General features: G+C 70.3%; 12 protein-coding genes. 3 read left to right on the top strand and 9 right to left on the bottom strand.

The annotated features are described in order from the left end of the window. Nucleotides 1–6 precede the first annotated feature (6 nt). From LDO26_RS13575 to LDO26_RS13605, 7 genes are all read right to left on the bottom strand, one after another. Nucleotides 7–1,182: a BatA domain-containing protein gene (locus LDO26_RS13575; RefSeq protein ID WP_232131632.1), complete on the bottom strand. Its 1,176-nt coding sequence runs from the start codon at nucleotides 1,180–1,182 to the stop codon at nucleotides 7–9. Continuing rightward, nucleotides 1,179–2,075, bottom strand: coding sequence for a DUF58 domain-containing protein (locus tag LDO26_RS13580; protein ID WP_232131633.1), 897 nt, complete (start codon nucleotides 2,073–2,075; stop codon nucleotides 1,179–1,181). Before LDO26_RS13580 ends, LDO26_RS13575 begins: the two co-directional genes overlap by 4 nt. Before the next feature lie 10 nt (nucleotides 2,076–2,085). Beyond that, nucleotides 2,086–3,087 carry an AAA family ATPase gene (locus LDO26_RS13585; RefSeq protein WP_232131634.1) on the bottom strand — a complete coding sequence of 334 codons (1,002 nt, stop codon included), beginning with the start codon at nucleotides 3,085–3,087 and terminating at the stop codon, nucleotides 2,086–2,088. A 97-nt stretch (nucleotides 3,088–3,184) separates the two neighbouring features. Continuing rightward, on the bottom strand, nucleotides 3,185–3,883 hold the full coding sequence (locus LDO26_RS13590; RefSeq protein WP_232131635.1) for a DUF4159 domain-containing protein: 699 nt from the start codon (nucleotides 3,881–3,883) through the stop codon (nucleotides 3,185–3,187). A gap of 81 nt (nucleotides 3,884–3,964) precedes the next feature. After that, complete coding sequence (locus tag LDO26_RS13595; protein WP_232131636.1) at nucleotides 3,965–5,299, bottom strand: TldD/PmbA family protein; 1,335 nt, start codon at nucleotides 5,297–5,299, stop codon at nucleotides 3,965–3,967. A 13-nt stretch (nucleotides 5,300–5,312) separates the two neighbouring features. Continuing rightward, nucleotides 5,313–6,947: a TldD/PmbA family protein gene (locus LDO26_RS13600; protein ID WP_232131637.1), complete on the bottom strand. Its 1,635-nt coding sequence runs from the start codon at nucleotides 6,945–6,947 to the stop codon at nucleotides 5,313–5,315. A gap of 215 nt (nucleotides 6,948–7,162) precedes the next feature. Continuing rightward, entirely contained in the window at nucleotides 7,163–8,794 is a 1,632-nt protein-coding gene (locus LDO26_RS13605; RefSeq protein WP_232131638.1) for a TldD/PmbA family protein, read from the bottom strand. A 171-nt stretch (nucleotides 8,795–8,965) separates the two neighbouring features. Between LDO26_RS13605 and LDO26_RS13610 the strand changes: the two genes are divergently transcribed. After that, entirely contained in the window at nucleotides 8,966–10,780 is a 1,815-nt protein-coding gene (locus LDO26_RS13610) for a DUF885 domain-containing protein (RefSeq protein WP_232131639.1), read from the top strand. A gap of 79 nt (nucleotides 10,781–10,859) precedes the next feature. Further along, nucleotides 10,860–13,208 carry an alpha/beta hydrolase gene (locus tag LDO26_RS13615; RefSeq protein WP_232131640.1) on the top strand — a complete coding sequence of 783 codons (2,349 nt, stop codon included), beginning with the start codon at nucleotides 10,860–10,862 and terminating at the stop codon, nucleotides 13,206–13,208. Nucleotides 13,209–13,232: 24 nt separating this feature from the next. Here LDO26_RS13615 and LDO26_RS13620 read toward each other — a convergent pair whose 3' ends face one another. Next, nucleotides 13,233–14,366 (bottom strand): DUF5694 domain-containing protein, encoded by a 1,134-nt coding sequence (locus tag LDO26_RS13620; protein WP_232131641.1) that lies wholly within the window; start codon nucleotides 14,364–14,366, stop codon nucleotides 13,233–13,235. Nucleotides 14,367–14,618: 252 nt separating this feature from the next. Beyond that, on the bottom strand, nucleotides 14,619–15,695 hold the full coding sequence (locus LDO26_RS13625) for a substrate-binding domain-containing protein (protein WP_232131642.1): 1,077 nt from the start codon (nucleotides 15,693–15,695) through the stop codon (nucleotides 14,619–14,621). 218 nt (nucleotides 15,696–15,913) lie between these two features. On the opposite strand from LDO26_RS13625, the gene LDO26_RS13630 reads away from it, so the two are divergent. Further along, complete coding sequence (locus tag LDO26_RS13630) at nucleotides 15,914–17,599, top strand: OFA family MFS transporter (RefSeq protein WP_232131643.1); 1,686 nt, start codon at nucleotides 15,914–15,916, stop codon at nucleotides 17,597–17,599. Nucleotides 17,600–17,650: the final 51 nt, after the last annotated feature.

Genomic DNA, 17,650 nt, shown 5'->3' on the forward strand with positions numbered 1-17,650 from the left:
CGGGGCTCACGACGCCACGACCCGACGACGCGCGGTCGCCATCCAGCGCTCCAGCACGCACAGCAGCGCGATCAATGCCGCAAGCCACGGGCGCAGGTCGCGCGGGGGCTGCGCATGGCCGCGCGCGCCGGTGCCCGGCGCGTGATCGAGCGCGCGCACGCGTGCCGGTTCCGGCACTGGCTGCAGCTGCGCGCGCAGCGCACCCGGAAACGTCGGCGCCAACAGGTCCGGCATCGCGGCGGCGGTCAGCGGGCGCGCGAACTGCAGCATCCGGCCTGCCCCGAGCGGCCGGGCGAACAGCAATGGCTGCCCGGCCTCGTCGGACCATGCCACCTGCATCGCATCACGGTCGATGCCCGTGGTCGCGGCATCGACCAGCGCGGTGCCGCCCCCTTCGATCCAGTCGATCACCGGCGGCGGCAGCGCGTCCGCGCGCAGCCAGACCAGGACGCTGCGCGTGTCGCCCGGCGGCGCCACGGATGCGTCGTCCCCCAATGCCGGCGGCGCCGCATCGTCGGGCCGCCACGCCTGCGCGGCGGCCCGCAGCCAGTTCGCGGCCGGCGCGTGCGCGGCATCGTGGCGCACCTGCAGCACCGGGGGTGCGGCGGCGGACACCCGATCCGCGGCTGCTGACCCGCCCGGCACGACACGCCAGTCGACCTGGCGCGACAGCACGATGCGCTGTGCATCAACGCCGTCGAGGACTTCCGGCACGAAGACCGTCAACCGTGCGTCCGCGGGGAGTTCGGCATCCAGCTGCCGCAGCAGGCTCGAGGGCGACGCGTCCGCCGGACCGGCATCCGCGCCGGCAGCCTGCCCGTCGTCCAGCGCCGGAAATCCCGGAAGCAGCCAGTGCAGGCGCGCCTCATCCCCGTCGGCGCGCACCGCCGCGGGATCGACACCCGGCACGACGGCGATCCAGTGGGTGCGCGCCGCTTCGCCGACCTGCACCGGTCGTGCCAGCCACAGCGCCAGCAGCGCGAGCAGCAGCAGCCGCACCAGCAGCAGCGGCCAGTCGTCGAAACGCAGCCGCCGCCTCGGCCGCGGCTGCCGGCGCAGCCAGCGCAGCGCGGCGAATGGGGTCGGCCGCTGCTCGGTGCGTCGCGCGAGATGCAGCAGCAGCGGCACGGCCAGGGCAAGCAGCGCGGCCAGCGCACCGGGCAGGAGCAAGGCGAGGTTCATCGGCCGCGTCCCGGGGCCTGTGGACCGAACAGCGGCTGCAGCACCGCATCGGCCTCCGCGTCGAGCGCCGCGGACGCGAAGCGGATGCCGGCCGCGTCAAAGCGCGCACGCAGTGCGCGCTGCGCCTCGCCGAAGCGTTCCAGATACCCGGCACGCAGCGCCGGACCATCGCCGAGCAGCGCTTCGCCGGTTTCCGGATCGACGAAGCGGCGCCCGTCGCGGAACGGGAAGTCGCGCTCCTCGACGGTCAGCAGCTGCAGGGCGACGACCTCGCGGCCGGCCGCGGCGAGCTTCTCCAGCAATGCGACCGCGTTGTCGTCGAACCAGTCGCCGATCGCCACCACCAGATCGTCGCTGCCGATGCGTTCCCACACCGGCGACAACCGCGCACCCGACGGAAACGCGCGCCCCGGCACGAGCGCCTGCAGTTGCAGGCGCAGCCGGTCGCGCTGGCGCAGCCCGCCATCGGCCGGCACGAGCCCCAGGCCGCCGTCGTGCAGGACGATCAGCCCGAAGGCATCGCCCTGCCGCAACGCGACCTCGGCGATGCACGCGGCCAGCAGCCGCGCCGCATCGAAGCGCGACCAGTCCGGACGCGCCTCGTCGGCCTGCGCCATCGATGCGCTGGCATCGAGCAGGATCCACAGCCGCAGCGGGCTCTCGCGCTCGGCCTCGCGGACGAAGAAGCGGTCGCTGCGTCCGTACAGCTTCCAGTCGATCTGCCGCGGCTCGTCGCCGGGCTCGTACGCGCGGTACTGGGCGAATTCCAGGCCCGCGCCACGACTGCGGCTGGCGTGCAGGCCGATCCCGCCACGCCCGGCCGCGCGCCGCGGCACGATCCGCAAGCCGGCCAGCCGGGCACGCAGCGACGGCGGAATCGGATCGGAGGTCATGCGGGGAAGATCAGCCCGCGTCGAACGGCACGGCCTGCAGCAGCCCGGCGATCACCATGTCCGGCGTCCTGCGCTCGGCCTCGGCCGCGAACGACAGCAGCAGGCGATGCCGCAGCACCGGCGCGAGCAGCGCAACCACGTCCTCGCGCGTCGCCGCGAGACGGCCGTGCAGCAGCGCGCGCGCCTTCGATGCCAGCACCAGCGACTGCCCCGCGCGCGGACCGGCGCCCCAGCGCACGTAGTCGCGCACGACATCGGGCGCCCCGTCGCCGGGACGCGTCGCGCGCACCAGCCGGGTGATCCAGCGCAGCAGGTCGTCGCCGACGTGGACCTCGCGCACCAGCGCCTGCAGCGCGAGCACGTCGCCGGCATGCATCACCCGCGGGACGTCGGCAGCCGCGCTGCCGGTGGTCTGCGCCAGGATCGCCTGTTCCTCGGCCTCGTCCGGATACGCCAGCGCGATGTGCAGCAGGAAGCGGTCCAGCTGTGCCTCCGGCAACGGATAGGTGCCGGCCTGCTCGATCGGGTTCTGGGTCGCCAGCACGAAGAACGGCGACGGCAGCGGGCGGGTCACGCCGGCCTGGCTGACGGTGCGTTCCTGCATCGCCTCCAGCAGCGCGGCCTGGGTCTTGGGCGGCGTACGGTTGAGCTCGTCGGCCAGCAGCAGGTTGGTGAAGACCGGGCCTTCCTGGAAACGGAAATGGCGGTGACCGGTGCCGTGGTCCTCCTCCAGCAGCTCGGTGCCGAGGATGTCGCTGGGCATCAGGTCCGGCGTGAACTGCACGCGGCGGAACTGCAGGTCCAGCGCCTGGCCCAGCGTGCGCACCAGCAGCGTCTTGCCCAGGCCGGGCACGCCTTCGAGCAGGCAGTGCCCGCCGGCCAGCAGGCCGATCAGCAACTGCTCGACGACCGCCGCCTGGCCGACGACGGCCTGGCCGATCGCGCCGCGCAGCGCCTCCAGGCGCTCGCGCCAGGCATCGAGGTCGGCTTCGGTGGGGTTGGAAACGGTCATGCGGCAGTCCTGTATGGATCGGTGGGCGCGGGCTCGCGCGCGGTGCGGCGTTCGGCGCGGAATCCGCCGCAGGCAAGCGTGCGCCGGTGGAAAGCGGTCATGCGGTCAGCGCGTACATGACGATGTTGACCGCGAACTTCGTGTTGTCGTCGGCGAGGAAACGCTTGTTGCGCCAGTCGTAGTCCCATTCGCAGCCATAGTCCTTGTTGCTGTAGAGCACGGCCAGGCGCCCGTCGATCTCGATGCCCTTGAGGTAGTCGTGGACCAGGTCGTCGCCCCAGCCGTTGAGCTCGAAGCTGGTCGCCGGCGGGCCGTCGGGAAAGCGGAAGAAGCTGCTGTACAGCGGGTGGCTGTTGGGCAGTTTCTTCAGCGCGCCGGCGCCGAAGATCGCCGCCACCTGGGCCTCGAACGACTTCGCGAACAGGCCGTCGATGTCGTGGTTGCAGTCGTCGACGAACACGAAACCGCCGCTGCGCACGTAGCGCTCGAAGTTGCGCCGTTCGGCCGGATTGAACTCCACGAGCTTGTGGCCGGCGAGATAGCAGAACGGCGCGGCCAGCATCTTCGGGTCCGACAGCGCGACGACGCGCTCCTCGGGGTCGACGCGCAGGTTGGTGTAGTCGATCAGCGAGGTCAGCACGTTGGACGGCATCCGCGCATCGACGTCCCAGTCGCCCGAGTCGTAGCGCAGGCGGGTGAACCAGAAGTCGTAGCGGGCGGATTGCGCGGCGAGCGGCGGCAGCGCAAGGACCCCCGCGCCGCCGAGCATCAACTTCAGGAACTGGGCGCGGGTCATGCGGAGAGCGCCCTCATCCTGCGCTGCGCGCCCCCTTCTCCCGCGGGCGGGAGAAGGCCCCGGACACGGGCAGTCCCTGCCTCATACCGCATCCGACAGCGACGTGAACGTGAAGTCCCTGAGCCGCATCGGCGGCAGCATCATCACCATCGACGACTCGTCGCCGCCGACACGGACCGGCCTGCCGAGCTCGTCGATGTTGTTGAGCATGATCACCGGCGACTCGTTGAAGCGGAAGTTCTTCAGCGGGTACTTGATCTCGCCGTTCTCGATGTAGAAGGTGCCGTCGCGGGTCAGGCCGGTCAGCAGCACGGTCTGCGGGTCGACCATGCGGATGTACCAGGTGCGGGTGACCAGGATGCCGCGGTCGGTGCCGCGGATCAGGTCCGCGGTCGAGGCCTCGCCGCCCGACATCAGCAGGTTGCCCGGGCGGCCGACCGCGCGCTTGCCCTGCTGCTGCGCCCAGAAGCGCGAGTAGTCGAGGTTGGCGATCCTGCCGTTCTCGATGATCGCCATCTTCTCGCGCGGCAGGCCCTCGCCGTCCCACGGCATCACCGCGGCTTCGGGATGCCAGGGGTCGGCCACGATATTGACGCGCGGATCGTAGACCTGCTCGCCGAGCTTGTTGCCGCCGCCGCGTTTGGACAGGAAGCTGCGGCCCTCGTCGGCGGTGCGCGCATCGAAGAAGCGCATCATGAACGAGATCAGGCCCGCGGCCGCCGCGGGTTCCAGGATCACGGTGTACTTGCCCGGCTCCAGCGCCTGCGCGTCGGCCGAATCGCTGGCCTTGCGCATCGCGATGCGCACGTCGCGGCCGGCATCGAACTCGCTGGCGTCCTTGAGGTTGCGGCCGACCCAGCCCGAACCGCGGCCGTCCTCGGTGCGCACGGTGCAGGTGTAGTTGAAACTGGTCGCCTGCTGGTAGCCGAAGTTGCCGTTGCTGTTGGCGAACGCGACGAAGCGCTTGCCGTCGTCGAGGAAGCCGGCGGCGATCAGCTGTTCCGCCCGGCATGGCCCGATCGAGCCGGCAGCCACGTTGGCGCGGAATTCCGGCGTGATCGCCGCGGTGGATTCGCTGAACGTCGGGCTGGGCCGGTACGCCTGCCTGCCGATCGCCGGCAGGAATTCCGGGTTCTCGGGCGCCAGCCGCGCAAGGTCTTCGGCACGCCTGACCACGCTCTGCAGCGAGGCATCGTCGAAGGCGTTGATGCTGGCGGTGCCGACGCGCTTGCCGAACGCGACCTGCACCGCCAGCTCGGCATTGCTGACCAGGCCGCTGGTGGACACGTTGTTGAGCGCAAAGCGGATGTTGCCGTCGACGGCGCCCGACAGGGTCGCGGTGCATTCGTCGGCGGTCGACAGGGCCACGGTCTTCTCGAGGATCTCGCGCGCCTGGGCTTCGGTGAAGATGGTCATGGTTCAGGGCTCCTTAGCCAAGCGAACGCGCGGTGTTGATGACGTTGATGCCGTTGAAACGCGCGGTCGAGGAACCGTGCGAGACCGCCGAGACCTGGCTCGGCTGGCCCTTGCCGTCGAAGAACGAGCCACCGAGGCGGTAGTCGCTTTCGTCGCAGATGGCGACGCAGGCGTTCCAGAACTCCGGCGTGCGGATCTGGTAGGCGACGTCCTCGACCATGCCGGCGATCGCGCCGTCCTTGATCTCGTAGAACAGCTGGCCGCCGAACTGCGCGTTGTAGCGCTGCTGGTCGATCGAGAACGAGCCGTCGCCGATGATGTAGATGCCGTTCTCGACGTCCTTGATCATGTCTTCGACGCTGAGCCGCGCCTTGCCGGGCGCCAGCGAGACGTTGGGCATGCGCTGGAACTGCACGCTCGACCACGAATCGGCGTAGCAGCAGCCGTCCGATTCGGTCTTGCCCAGGATGTGGGCCTGGTCGCGGATCGCCTGGTAGTCGACGAGCTTGCCGTCGGTGATCATGTCCCAGCGCTTGGTGGCGACGCCCTCGTCATCAAAGCCGACCACGCCGAGGCTGCCCGGCTGGGTCTTGTCCGCGAACACCGTGACCAGGTCGCTGCCGTACTGGAAGCGCTGCTCGCGCTTGTCGAGCGTGGCGAAGCTGGTGCCGGCGTAGTTGGCCTCGTAGCCGAGCACGCGGTCGAGCTCCAGCGGGTGGCCGATCGACTCGTGGATCGTCAGCCAGGTGTGCGAGGGGTCGAGCACGAGATCGTAGCGGCCGGGCTTGACCGACGGCGCGCGCAGCTTCTCCCGCGCCTGCCGGGCCGCGGCGATCGCGTCCTCGCGCATGTCGTAGGAACCGCTGTAGTTGACCACGCCGTTGGGCGAGACGACCTTGCCCGACGCCGCGCCATCGAGATATTCGTAGCCCAGCCCCATCGGCGACGACAGGCCGCTGCGGGTGCGGAACTTGCCGCTGTCCTTGTCGATCGCGGTCACCGTCATCGGTGCCCAGATCCGGTGCACGTCCTGGTCGATGTAGGAGCCGTCGGTGCTGGCGAAGTACTTCTGTTCGTTGACCAGGAACAGCGTCGAGTTGACGAAACTGGCGCCCGCCTCCAGCGCCGCGGCGTTGACGCCAAGCAGCAGCTCCACTTTCTCCTCGACCGGGACTTCCATGCCGTTCTTGACGATCGGCGTCCGCCAGGAGACCTCGCCGACGCCGGTGACCGGCGCCAGCTGTACCGGCGCGGTCTGGATCTTCGCGTTCGCCTGCGCGATCGCCACCGCCTGGCGCGCGGCCTCGGCCACGCCCTGCTCGGTCAGCGTGTTGGTCGCGGCGAAGCCCCAGGCGCCGCCGGCGACCACGCGTACGCCGACGCCCGTCGATTCGGTGCTGACGACGTTCTGCACCTTGTCCTCGCGGGTCATGACGAACTGGCGCAGGTAGCGGCCGACGCGCACGTCGCAGTAACTGGCGCCGGCCGCGGTCGCGGCGTTGAGGCCGGCGTCGGCCAGCCGCTTCTTGAAGCCGACGTCGAGCGTCGACAGCAGTTGTTCGGCGGCGATGACCCTGCCGAACACGGCAGGCAGCAGCAGGCCGCCCGCGCCGACACCAGCGAGGGCGAGGAAGTCGCGTCTAAGCAAGGGAGCTCTCCCGGAACGGGTCCGCAGCGGCGTTCGCCGTGGACGGGGTTGGCAAGGGTGGCATCGCATCCTGCGGAGCCCTCCCGATTCTCGACGCGGCCGCGGCGCAGCGTCCAGTGACTTTTGGCATAGAGATCACCCGGGATGTCTCAATCCAGCAAATCCCGTCATTCCCGCGAAAGCGGGAATGACGGAGTTAGAAATCTCTGCTCTGGTCACAGATTCCGGGCGGTATTGATGATGTTGATCCCATCGAACCGCGTCGTGGCCGATCCGTGCGACACCGCCGAGACCTGGCTGGGCTGGCCCTTGCCGTCGAAGAACGAGCCGCCGAGGCGGAAGTCGCGCGCGTCGCAGATCGCGCTGCAGGCATTCCAGAATTCCGGCGTGCGGATCTGGTAGGCGGCATCCTCGACCATGCCGGCGATCTCGCCGTTGCGGATCTCGTAGTACAGCTGGCCGCCGAACTGGGCGTTGTAGCGCTGCTGGTCGATCGAGTACGAACCGCGGCCGTGGATGTACAGGCCGCGCTCGACGCCGGCGATCATCTCCTTCACCGTCAGCGGCGTACGGCCCGGCGCCAGCGACACGTTGGGCATGCGCTGGAACTGCACGCTCGACCACGAATCGGCGTAGCTGCAGCCGTCGGACTCGGTCTTGCCGAGGATATGGGCCTGGTCGCGCGTGGCCTGGTAGTCGACGAGGATGCCATCGCGCACCAGGTCCCAGCGCCTGGTCGCCACGCCCTCGTCATCGAAGCCGACCGCGCCGAGGCTGCCCGGCTGGGTCTTGTCGGCGAAGAAGTCGACGATGTCGCTGCCCCAGCGGAAGCCCGCCTCGCGCTTGTCGAGCGTGGCGAAGCTGGTGCCGGCGTAGTTGGCCTCGTAGCCGAGCACGCGGTCGAGCTCCAGCGGATGGCCGACGTTCTCGTGGATCGTCAGGAACAGGTTCGACGGATCGAGCACCAGGTCGTAGCGGCCGGGCGTCACCGACGGCGCGCGCAGCTTCTCGCGTGCCTGCCCGGCGGCGGCGACCGCGTCCTCGCGCATGTCGTAGGCCTGGCCGTAGGCGACGACGCCACCGGGCAGTTCGAAGCGCTGCGCCGGATCCGGCGTCAGGTATTCGTAGCCCAGGCCCATCGGCGCCGACAGTCCGTCGCGCGTGCGGAATTTTCCGCTGGCCTTGTCCACCGCGGTCACGGTGAACGGCGCCCAGATCCGGTGCACGTCCTGGTCGATGTAGGAGCCGTCGGTGCTGGCGAAGTACTTCTGTTCGTTGACCAGGAACAGCCGCGAGCTGACGAAATCGGCACCTGCGGCGGTCGCCGCGGCGTTGACGTCCATCAGCAGCGCGACCTTTTCCTCCAGCGGCACGGCCATGCCGTTGCGACGCACCGGCGTCGCCCACGTCACCTCGCCGACGCCCTGCACCGGGGCCAGGCGGACCGGCGCGGTCTGGATGCGCGCGTTGGCCCTGGCGATCGCCAGCGCCTGGCGCGTGGCCTCGGCGATGCCGTCGGGATCGAGCCGGCGGGTCGCGGCGAAACCCCAGGCGCCATCGGCGATCACCCGGATGCCGACGCCGGTCGATTCCTCGTTGACGACGTTCTCGACCTTGTCCTCGCGCGTCATCACGAACTGCCGCAGGTAGCGGCCGATGCGCACGTCGCAGTAGCTGGCGCCGCCGCCGGTCGCGGCCTGCAGCGCGACATCGGCCAGGCGCTTCTTCAGCGCGACGTCGAGCGTTGAGACCAGCTCCTCGGCGGCGATTGCGCGGCCGATGCCGCCGGGCAGCAGCAGGCTGCCGAGCCCGACGCCGCCCCAGGCCAGGAATTCGCGTCGCTGCATGTCGTCCTCCCCGCGGCGATGGCCGCACAGCGTCCGATTCTTCTGTGCGGGCGCCACGCGCGTCAAATCCCCGTCGCGTGGCGCGGCGCGGCATATCGACACGATCGGCACATGCACGGCGGCCGACACGAACCTATGCTTGCCCGTTGTCCCAACCTCCGGAACCTACGCATGCGCCCTTCCCTGCTCGCCGCCGCCGTGCTCGCCGCCGCCCTCGCCGGCTGCAAGGGCGAGGCGCCCGCCACCTCCGCCAACGCGCAGGACCCCGCGCAGTCCGCGACTGCCGCGTCCGAGGCCGATGCCGCGTTCGCGGCGCTGTCGCAGCGCTATCTCGACCAGATGCTGGCGCTGTCGCCGGTGTGGGCGACGCAGATCGGCGACCACCGTTTCGACGGCGAGATCGAAGACCTGTCCGAGGCCGGCCGCCAGGCGGGCCTGGACTTCAACCGCCGCACCCTGGCCGAGCTCGACGCGATCGACGCCTCGCAGCTCTCGCGCGACAACCACGTCGACGCCCTGATCCTGCGCAACCAGCTGGAGTACGGCATCTGGGACACCGAGACGGCGCAGAGCTGGGCCTGGGATCCGCAGATCTACAGCGGCCTGGCCGGGAGCGCGATCTACAACCTGATGGCGCGCGAGTTCGCGCCGCTGCCCGAGCGCCTGAAGTCGGCGACCGCGCGCATGGAGAAGCTGCCGGCGATCTTCGCCCAGGCCCGCGAGAACCTCGACCCGGCACGCGTGCCGCCGACCCACGCCCGTACCGTCGCCGCGCAGAACAGGGGCGTGCTGGCGCTCGTCGACACCTTCATCACCCCGAATGCCGACCAGCTGGGCGCCGAGGACCGTGCGCGCCTGGACGCGGCGGTCGCGGCGCTGCGCGGCGCCGTCGAGGAACATCAGGCCTGGCTCGACGGCACCCTGGTGCCGAATGCGAAGGGCGAGTTCCGCATCGGTGCCGAGCACTACGACCAGAAGCTGAAGTTCGCGCTGAATTCGTCGCTGACCCGCCAGGACATCCACCGGCGCGCGGAAGCCGAGCTGGCACGCATCCGCGACGAGATGTACGTCGTCGCGCAGACCGTGCTCGAGGGCCGCGAGAGCGTGCCGGAGACGCCCGCCTCGCCGACCGAGGACCAGCGCCAGGCCGCGATCGAGGCCGCGATGGAGCTGGCCTATGCCGACAAGCCCGGCCGCGACGAGGTGGTGCCGTTCGCCGAGCACACGCTCGACGTCGCGACCGCCTTCACCCGGAAACACGACCTGGTCACCGTGCCCGACGACCCGGTCAGGATCATCCTGATGCCCGAGTTCCAGCGCGGTGTCGCCGTCGCCTACTGCGACTCGCCCGGCCCGCTCGACAAGGGCCTGGACACCTACTACGCGATCTCGCCGATCCCCGAGGACTGGGACGACGCCCAGGTCGATTCGTTCCTGCGCGAATACAACAAGCACATGATCCACGTGCTGACGATCCACGAGGCGATGCCCGGCCACTACCTCGAGGGCGCGCACTCGGTGAACCATCCCTCGACGCTGCGCGCGGTGTTCCGCTCCGGCCCGTTTGCCGAAGGCTGGGCGGTCTACACCGAGCGGATGATGGCCGACGCCGGCTACCTCGACAACGATCCCTTGTTCCGGCTGATGCAGCTCAAGTTCTACGCGCGCGCGGTGGCCAACGCGATCCTCGACCAGGGCATCCACGTCGACAACTGGAGCAAGGAGCAGGCAATGGACCTGATGGTCCGGCAGACCTTCCAGCAGGCCAGCGAGGCCGAGGGCAAGTGGATCCGCGCGCAGCTGTCGTCGACCCAGCTGGCGACCTATTTCGTCGGCGCGCAGGAGCACTTCGACGCGCGCAAGGCCGCGGAGGCCGCGCGCGGCGAGGCGTTCAACCTCAAGCAGTACCACGACGACATGCTGGCCCAGGGCGCGCCGCCGGTGCGCTTCGCCCGCCAGCTGATGCTGGGCGAGGCGATCGAGTAAACCGATCCGGGGCGCGTAGCGCCGCATCCCGGCCATGCACGACGCCGGCCGGTACCTGCGTTCCGAGGAGGACACTGCGATGCCGCAGACCGACCCTACCGCCACGCCGGCGGCCAATCACCGCGCGCCGTTCGCGCGCGCCGTCGCCACCCTGCGCGCACGCGCCACGCACCTGATGCCATCGACCGCTGCGTGGACCGGCGCAACGCTCGCCGTCGCCTGCGCGGCCGCGATCGTTGTCGTCGCCCATGCCTGGCCGGTGACGCTGGGGGCGGACGTGCCGCACTGGGCGGCGCTGCTGCACGTGCTGTGGCTGCTCGCCAAGGCGGCCGCGACCGCCGTCGCCGTCGTGGCCGCTGCATGGCTGGCCAGCCGGCTGCCGCTGCGCTACCTGCTGGCGGTCGCGGCGGCCGTCGCCGTGGTGGTGCCGCTGTTCAAGTTCTTCGCAACCGACGACTGGGGCCGTTTCGCCACGGCCTGGCTGCTGCTGCCGGCCTCGCTGCTCGGCGGCGGGCTCGGCGCGCTCCTGGCCCGAGGCAGCCGGCCGGTCCCGCGTACGACGCGCATCGTGGCCCTCGCCGCGATCCTGCTGGGTGCCGGCACGCTGGCCTGGGCCACCGCATGGCTGGTCGCGCCCGGCGATGCGGGCACGCCGCGCGCGATTCCCGCCCATGCGCTGGCGCCGCTGGAGGCGCCCGATCCCGGCGCGCGCGGGGCGTTCGCGTTCGACACCTTCACCTACGGCACGGGCGACGACCGGCACCGCCCGGAATACGCCAACGGCGCCGCCCTGCGCACGGCCCGCGTCGACGGTTCGAAATTCGTCGACTGGAGCGGCCGCGCGGGCGAACTGCGCAGCGCGTTCTGGGGCTTCGACACCACCGGCCTGCCGCTGCAGGGCCGGGTCTGGCTGCCGGACGGCGACGGCCCGTTTCCGCTGGTCGTTACGGTGCACGGCAACCATCTGATGGAGCACTTCTCCGACGCCGGCTATGGCTACCTGGGCGAACTGCTGGCCAGCCGCGGCTTCATCTTCGTCTCCGTCGACCAGAACTTCCTCAACAGCGGCATCGCCGACATCGGGATCGGCAAGCCGGACGACGAGAACGATGCCCGGGCGTGGCTGCTGCTCGAACACCTGCGGCAGTGGCACGCGTGGAACGCGACGCCCGGCCACCGCCTGTCGGGCAGGGTCGACACCTCGAACATCGCGCTGGTCGGGCACTCGCGCGGCGGCGAGGCGGTCGCGCTGGCCGCGGCGTTCAACCGCATGTCGGCCTATCCCGACGACGCGCTGGTGGCGTTCGACTACGGCTACGCCATCCGCGCGGTCGCCGCGATCGCGCCGGTCGATGGCCAGTACCGGCCGGGAGGCGTCGGCACCCGGTTGCACGACGTCAGCTACTTCACCCTGCAGGGCGGCCACGACGGCGACATGTTCTCGTTCGACGGCGCCAAGCAGTACGAACGCGTGCGCTTCAGCGACGGCTTCGACGGCTTCCGCGCGGCACTGCACTTCGGCGGCGGCAACCATGGCCAGTTCAACACCGACTGGGGCCGCTACGACATCTTCCCGCCGTTCGGCTGGCTGCTGAACGTCGCGCCGATCCTGCCGGCCGACGACCAGCGGCGCATCGCGCAGGTGTACCTCGGCGCCTTCCTGGAGGCGACCCTGCACGCCGACGCGCGCTACCTGCCGCTGTTCCGCGAACCGCAGCGCGGCGCGGCCTGGCTGCCGGACACGGTCTACGCCAGCGAGTTCGAAATGGCCGGCACGCGCGTGATCGCCGGCTACGATGAGGACGTCGACCCGACCACCGGCACCTGGCAGGGCGCACGCATCCGCCAGCACGGCCTCAGCGACTGGAAGGAGGCGCGGGTGAACCTGCGCCGGGGGTCGCGCGAGACACGCGCCGCGCAGCTGGGCTGGACTGCGGCCGATCCGGCGACGCGTTACGAGATCGTGCTGCCCGATGGCGACATCGCCGCAGGCATGGCCGCGCTGCGCTTCTCGCTGGCCGACAGCGGCGCCGAGCCCACGCGCACCGACGATGCCGGACCCGACGAGGTGGCGGACGACACCGGCGCAGAGGCTGGCATCGACCTGCACGTGCGCCTGACCGACCGTGCCGGCAACATCGCCACGCTGCCGCTGTCGCACCACGCCGCGCTGCCGCGCATCGACCGCCCCGGGCTGTTCAAGTCGTCGCGCATCCGGCCGATGCCGCGCCCGGAACCCGCGTTCCAGACCTACACGTTCCCGCTGGACGACTTCGCCGCCGCCAACCCGACCTTCGACCGCAGCGCGATCGCGTCGATCGCGTTCGTGTTCGACCGCACGCCCGCCGGCGTCGTGCTGCTGACCGGGGTCGGTCTGGAACCTGCATACACCGCGGGGCACGCCACCGGCCCCCGCGCTGCCCCGTGACCCCACCGGCTTGCGCGTGCGGCATTATTCCGGCGCGAATGCCGCCGGTTGCACCAGTCGAACACCGAGCTGGGGCGCCAGCGCGCGGTCGACATAGGACTTGTGCGCCTGCCCGACGATGAACAGCACGCGTTCGGGACGGGTCGACGCGGCCACGTCCATGACATGTGCGGCCATTCGCTGATTGCGCAGCTCCCACATCGCATAGCGGAACCGGTCCAGTCCACTCGGGTGCGCCATCGTCAGCCAGGGCACCCACTGGGTGGCGTCGTCGGCCTGCAGCGCGTACGAATTCAGATCGAGGTTCAGCGCCAGCAGGTCGTCGCCGCTCTCGCGCGCGGCATCGCCCCTGGCCATCATGCCGGCGATGGTGCCATCGGCTTCGATGGCCTGGGATACGCGCCCGAACACCTCGTCCACGACTGCCTCCGGAAAGGCCATCGTGCGCGCGGCATCGAGCTGGCTGTCCACCGGATACAACCGCTGCAGCCCCAACGTGCGCGCCAGCGGCGTCGCCATCCTGACGACCTCGTCCGTTCCCTGCAGGCGTTGCGCCAGCGCTTCGCGGATGTCCGGGGGCAGCGCCTCCGCGCCATCGCGCTCGGCCGGCGACAGATACGACCACTGCAGCACTGCGGAATCGTATTCGTAGGCCGCGATCAGGTCGCCGACCAGTTGCACGCGTTCGCCGACATCCAGCGTTCCCGGTGCAGCTGCAAGCAGCGCGTCGGCGCGCCGCGCGGCCTCGATGCGGTCGATGCCCAGCGTCCGCTGCATCGCCTGGCCGCGCTCCAGGATCGTCCGCGCGAACTGGTCGAGCACCCGTGCGGCCGCCGGATCGTGCGCGGACCGCTCGGCCAGCAGGGCGATCTCGTCGGGCGACAATCGCTCGATCGCGATGCGGGTCGGCGCGAAGCGCTGCAGCAGCGCCAGCGTACCCTCCAGATGCCGCGGCTCGAGCCAATCACGAAACGCCGACAGGTGCATGGTCCCCAGCACCATGACCTCGCTCTGCGTGCGCGGGGTGGCCAGCGTCCCCAGGCGTGCGTCCACCGCGTGGCCCGGCGGGTGCTCCGCGGCGGCGGGTGTTCCTGCGACCGTCGATGCGGCCGGCATCGCGATGACAAGCATCGCGGCGAGAATGCGGCCCGTGTACATGGCCTGCCCTCCGATGACCCGCGTTCGATCCTCGTCCACGCGGTGCCTGCCGACATGTGCGGGAAGTCACCGCGGATGCGCCTGACTGCACACAAACGCCATCCGCAACGAACCCGATTGCCGTCGTGACGAAGACCCGCCCCGTTGCATGACGGCATCAGTGGCTGCAGTCACCGGGTACAACCCGGGCGGCAGGACGCGCTCCCGCAAAGGCGGTGTCGGCGCTCATGCGGAACTGTCGTAGCGAGTCCTTCACCTCCGCGCCGGCGCGAACGCCTCGCCCAGCGTCTGCACGTTGCCGCAATAGCTGGGGTCGTAACCCGGCAGCAGACCGAGTTCGCGGCGGAAGCGGTCGCTGCGCAGCAGCGCCAGCAGGTCCACCAGCCGGCCGGAATCGAGCACGTCGCTGTGGCACAGGAAGAAGTAGTGCTCGGTGACCAGCGGAAAGAAGTCCAGTCCGTAGCGGCGCGCCGGCGGCTCCAGTGCGAATCCGACATCGGCCAGGCCGCTGGCGACATAGGCCGCGACCGCGGCGTGGGTCAGTTCCTCGACGTCGCAGGCGTGGATGCGCCCGAACGCGATACCATGGCGCGCCAGCATCGCCTCCAGCAGCAGCCGGGTGCCCGATCCGGGCTGGCGGTGGATCATGCGGATGTCGGGCCGCTCGAGGTCCTGCAGCGTCTCGATCCGGCGCGGGTTGCCCGGCGCCAGCACCAGGCCCTGGCGGCGCATCGCCAGGTGGATCACCCGGTCGTCGTCGAGATCCAGCCGGTCGCGGTAGTGGGCGAACAGCTCCGGCTCCAGTTCCCCGATCGGCAGATGCAGCCCGGCGATATCGCAGGCACCGGCGCGCAACGCGGCCAGCGCGTCGTCCGGACTGCGGTACTTGAGGTCCAGCGGCAATCCGGCTTCGGCCATGCAGCGACGCACGGTCTCGACGCCGAAGCCGTGCGAGGCATGCACGCGCAGCGGCGTGGCATGCGCACTGACCGTGCGTTCGAGCTCGGCCTCCAGCTCGGTGGCCAGGCTTTCGAGCAATGGCGACAACCGCGCGGCGATGCGGCTGTCGGCCCAGACTAGGCGCTCGCCGATCGCGGTCAGCCGTGCGCCGCGGCCGCGGGTCATGCGCAGCAGCGGTTGCCCGAACACCGCCTGCGCATCCTGCAACTGCCCCCAGGCGTAGCGGTAGGACAGGCCCACGGCACGCGCCGCCGCCGCCAGCGAGCCGGACACCCGTACCGCCCGCAGCAGTTCGATCAGGTGCGCCGGCACCCGGTCGCCGCTGGTGTTCTCCAGTTCCCAGCGCGGCTGGATGGTCACCTTGTACATCGCCAGCTCCTCGTCTGCTGCGCCGCAGCGCCACTGGACCGCAGCTTCAATATGTTCTCAAAAGCCGGATATTAGACCATTGGCGTTGGATTCCCCCGCAGAACTTGCCTACCCTTGCGACGCTTTGTCGCAGCCAAATATGTTCTTTACAACATAACAAACGACATCGGCCCATCGCTGACCCAGTGTCCGCTGCATCCACCTCGGGGGAGGATTCCATGCCAAACAGTTCCGCTACGACGTTCCCGGCCCACAGCGCGCCCGAAGGCGGCCTGCTGTCGAAGGAACGCATCATCGCCAAGCCAGGCTTCAACCGCTGGCTGGTGCCGCCGGCCGCGCTGGCCATCCACCTGTGCATCGGCATGGCCTACGGCTTCAGCGTGTTCTGGCTGCCGCTGTCGATGGCCGTGGGCATCGACCATCCGGTCGCCTGCGCGGCCGACATGGGCTTCTTCCAGCGCATCTTCTCGGCCAGCTGCGACTGGCGCGTGTCCGAACTGGGCTGGATGTACACGCTGTTCTTCGTGCTGCTGGGCTGTTCGGCGGCGATCTGGGGCGGCTGGCTGGAACGCGCCGGCCCGCGCAAGGCCGGCGTGGTCTCGGCACTGTGCTGGTGCGGCGGCCTGCTGATCTCGGCGCTGGGCGTGCACCTGCACCAGATCTGGATGCTGTGGATCGGTTCGGGCGTGATCGGCGGCATCGGCCTGGGCCTGGGCTACATCTCGCCGGTGTCGACGCTGATCAAGTGGTTCCCCGACCGCCGCGGCATGGCGACCGGCATGGCGATCATGGGCTTCGGCGGCGGCGCGCTGATCGGCAGCCCGCTGGCCGACATGCTGATGCGCCACTTCGCCACCCCGACCTCGGTCGGCGTGAAGGAAACCTTCCTGGTGATGGCCGCGGTGTACTTCGTCTTCATGATGGCCGGCGCGTTCGGCTACCGGGTGCCGCCGACGGGCTGGAAGCCGAAGGGCTGGACCCCGCCGCCGGCCAAGGACAACGCGATGATCACCCGCGGCCACGTGCACGTGAAGAAGGTCTGGGGCATCCCGCAGTTCTGGCTGGTCTGGGGCGTGCTGTGCCTGAACGTCTCGGCCGGCATCGGCGTGATCGGCATGGCCTCGCCGATGCTGCAGGAGATGTTCGGCGGCAGGCTGATCGGCGTCGACGCCGGGTTCCGCGACCTGGATGCCTCGCAGTTGGCGGCCATCGCCGCGATCGCCGCCGGCTTCACCGGCCTGCTGAGCCTGTTCAACATCGGCGGCCGCTTCTTCTGGGCCTCGCTGTCGGACAAGCTGGGCCGCAAGCTGACCTACACGATCTTCTTCGTGCTCGGCTTCGTGCTCTACGCCGCCGCGCCGACGCTCGGCACCGCCGGCGCCATCGCGCTGTTCGTGGCCGCGTTCTGCGTGATCCTGTCGATGTACGGCGGCGGCTTCGCCACCGTGCCGGCGTACCTGGCCGACCTGTTCGGCACGCAGATGGTCGGCGCGATCCATGGCCGCCTGCTGACCGCCTGGGCGGTCGCGGGCATCTTCGGCCCGGTGGTGGTCGGCTACATGCGCGAATACCAGCTGGGCCTTGGCATGCCGCCGTCGCAGGTCTACAACACCACGATGTACATCCTCGCCGGCATGCTGGTGCTGGGCCTGATCTGCAACCTGCTGGTGCGCCCGGTCAACCCGAAGCACTTCATGACCGACGCGGAACTGGCGCGCGAGAAGCAGCTGGCGCACGAGAAGGTCGACGAGAGCGGCGCTTCGCTGATCCCGCAGGAGGAGATGGACCGCATCGGCAACGGCGGCAACCCGCTGCTGGTGGCCTTCGCCTGGGCCGCGGTCGGCATCCCGCTGGCCTGGGGCATGTGGGTCACGCTGCAGAAGGCGCTGGTGCTGTTCACCTGAGCCTGCCTGTCGCGGCCGCCGTCATCACGGCGGCCGCGGCATGATCGCGCC

Source organism: Proluteimonas luteida (assembly GCF_021191695.1).
Lineage (GTDB): Bacteria > Pseudomonadota > Gammaproteobacteria > Xanthomonadales > Xanthomonadaceae > Luteimonas > Luteimonas luteida.

Bases quoted from the DNA above. Each gene is read 5' to 3' on its own strand.
- LDO26_RS13575 (WP_232131632.1), bottom strand. From the start codon at position 1,182: ATGAACCTCGCCTTGCTCCTGCCCGGTGCGCTGGCCGCGCTGCTTGCC.
- LDO26_RS13580 (WP_232131633.1), bottom strand. From the start codon at position 2,075: ATGACCTCCGATCCGATTCCGCCGTCGCTGCGTGCCCGGCTGGCCGGC.
- LDO26_RS13585 (WP_232131634.1), bottom strand. From the start codon at position 3,087: ATGACCGTTTCCAACCCCACCGAAGCCGACCTCGATGCCTGGCGCGAG.
- LDO26_RS13590 (WP_232131635.1), bottom strand. From the start codon at position 3,883: ATGACCCGCGCCCAGTTCCTGAAGTTGATGCTCGGCGGCGCGGGGGTC.
- LDO26_RS13595 (WP_232131636.1), bottom strand. From the start codon at position 5,299: ATGACCATCTTCACCGAAGCCCAGGCGCGCGAGATCCTCGAGAAGACC.
- LDO26_RS13605 (WP_232131638.1), bottom strand. From the start codon at position 8,794: ATGCAGCGACGCGAATTCCTGGCCTGGGGCGGCGTCGGGCTCGGCAGC.
- LDO26_RS13610 (WP_232131639.1), top strand. From the start codon at position 8,966: ATGCGCCCTTCCCTGCTCGCCGCCGCCGTGCTCGCCGCCGCCCTCGCC.
- LDO26_RS13615 (WP_232131640.1), top strand. From the start codon at position 10,860: ATGCCGCAGACCGACCCTACCGCCACGCCGGCGGCCAATCACCGCGCG.
- LDO26_RS13620 (WP_232131641.1), bottom strand. From the start codon at position 14,366: ATGTACACGGGCCGCATTCTCGCCGCGATGCTTGTCATCGCGATGCCG.
- LDO26_RS13625 (WP_232131642.1), bottom strand. From the start codon at position 15,695: ATGTACAAGGTGACCATCCAGCCGCGCTGGGAACTGGAGAACACCAGC.
- LDO26_RS13630 (WP_232131643.1), top strand. From the start codon at position 15,914: ATGCCAAACAGTTCCGCTACGACGTTCCCGGCCCACAGCGCGCCCGAA.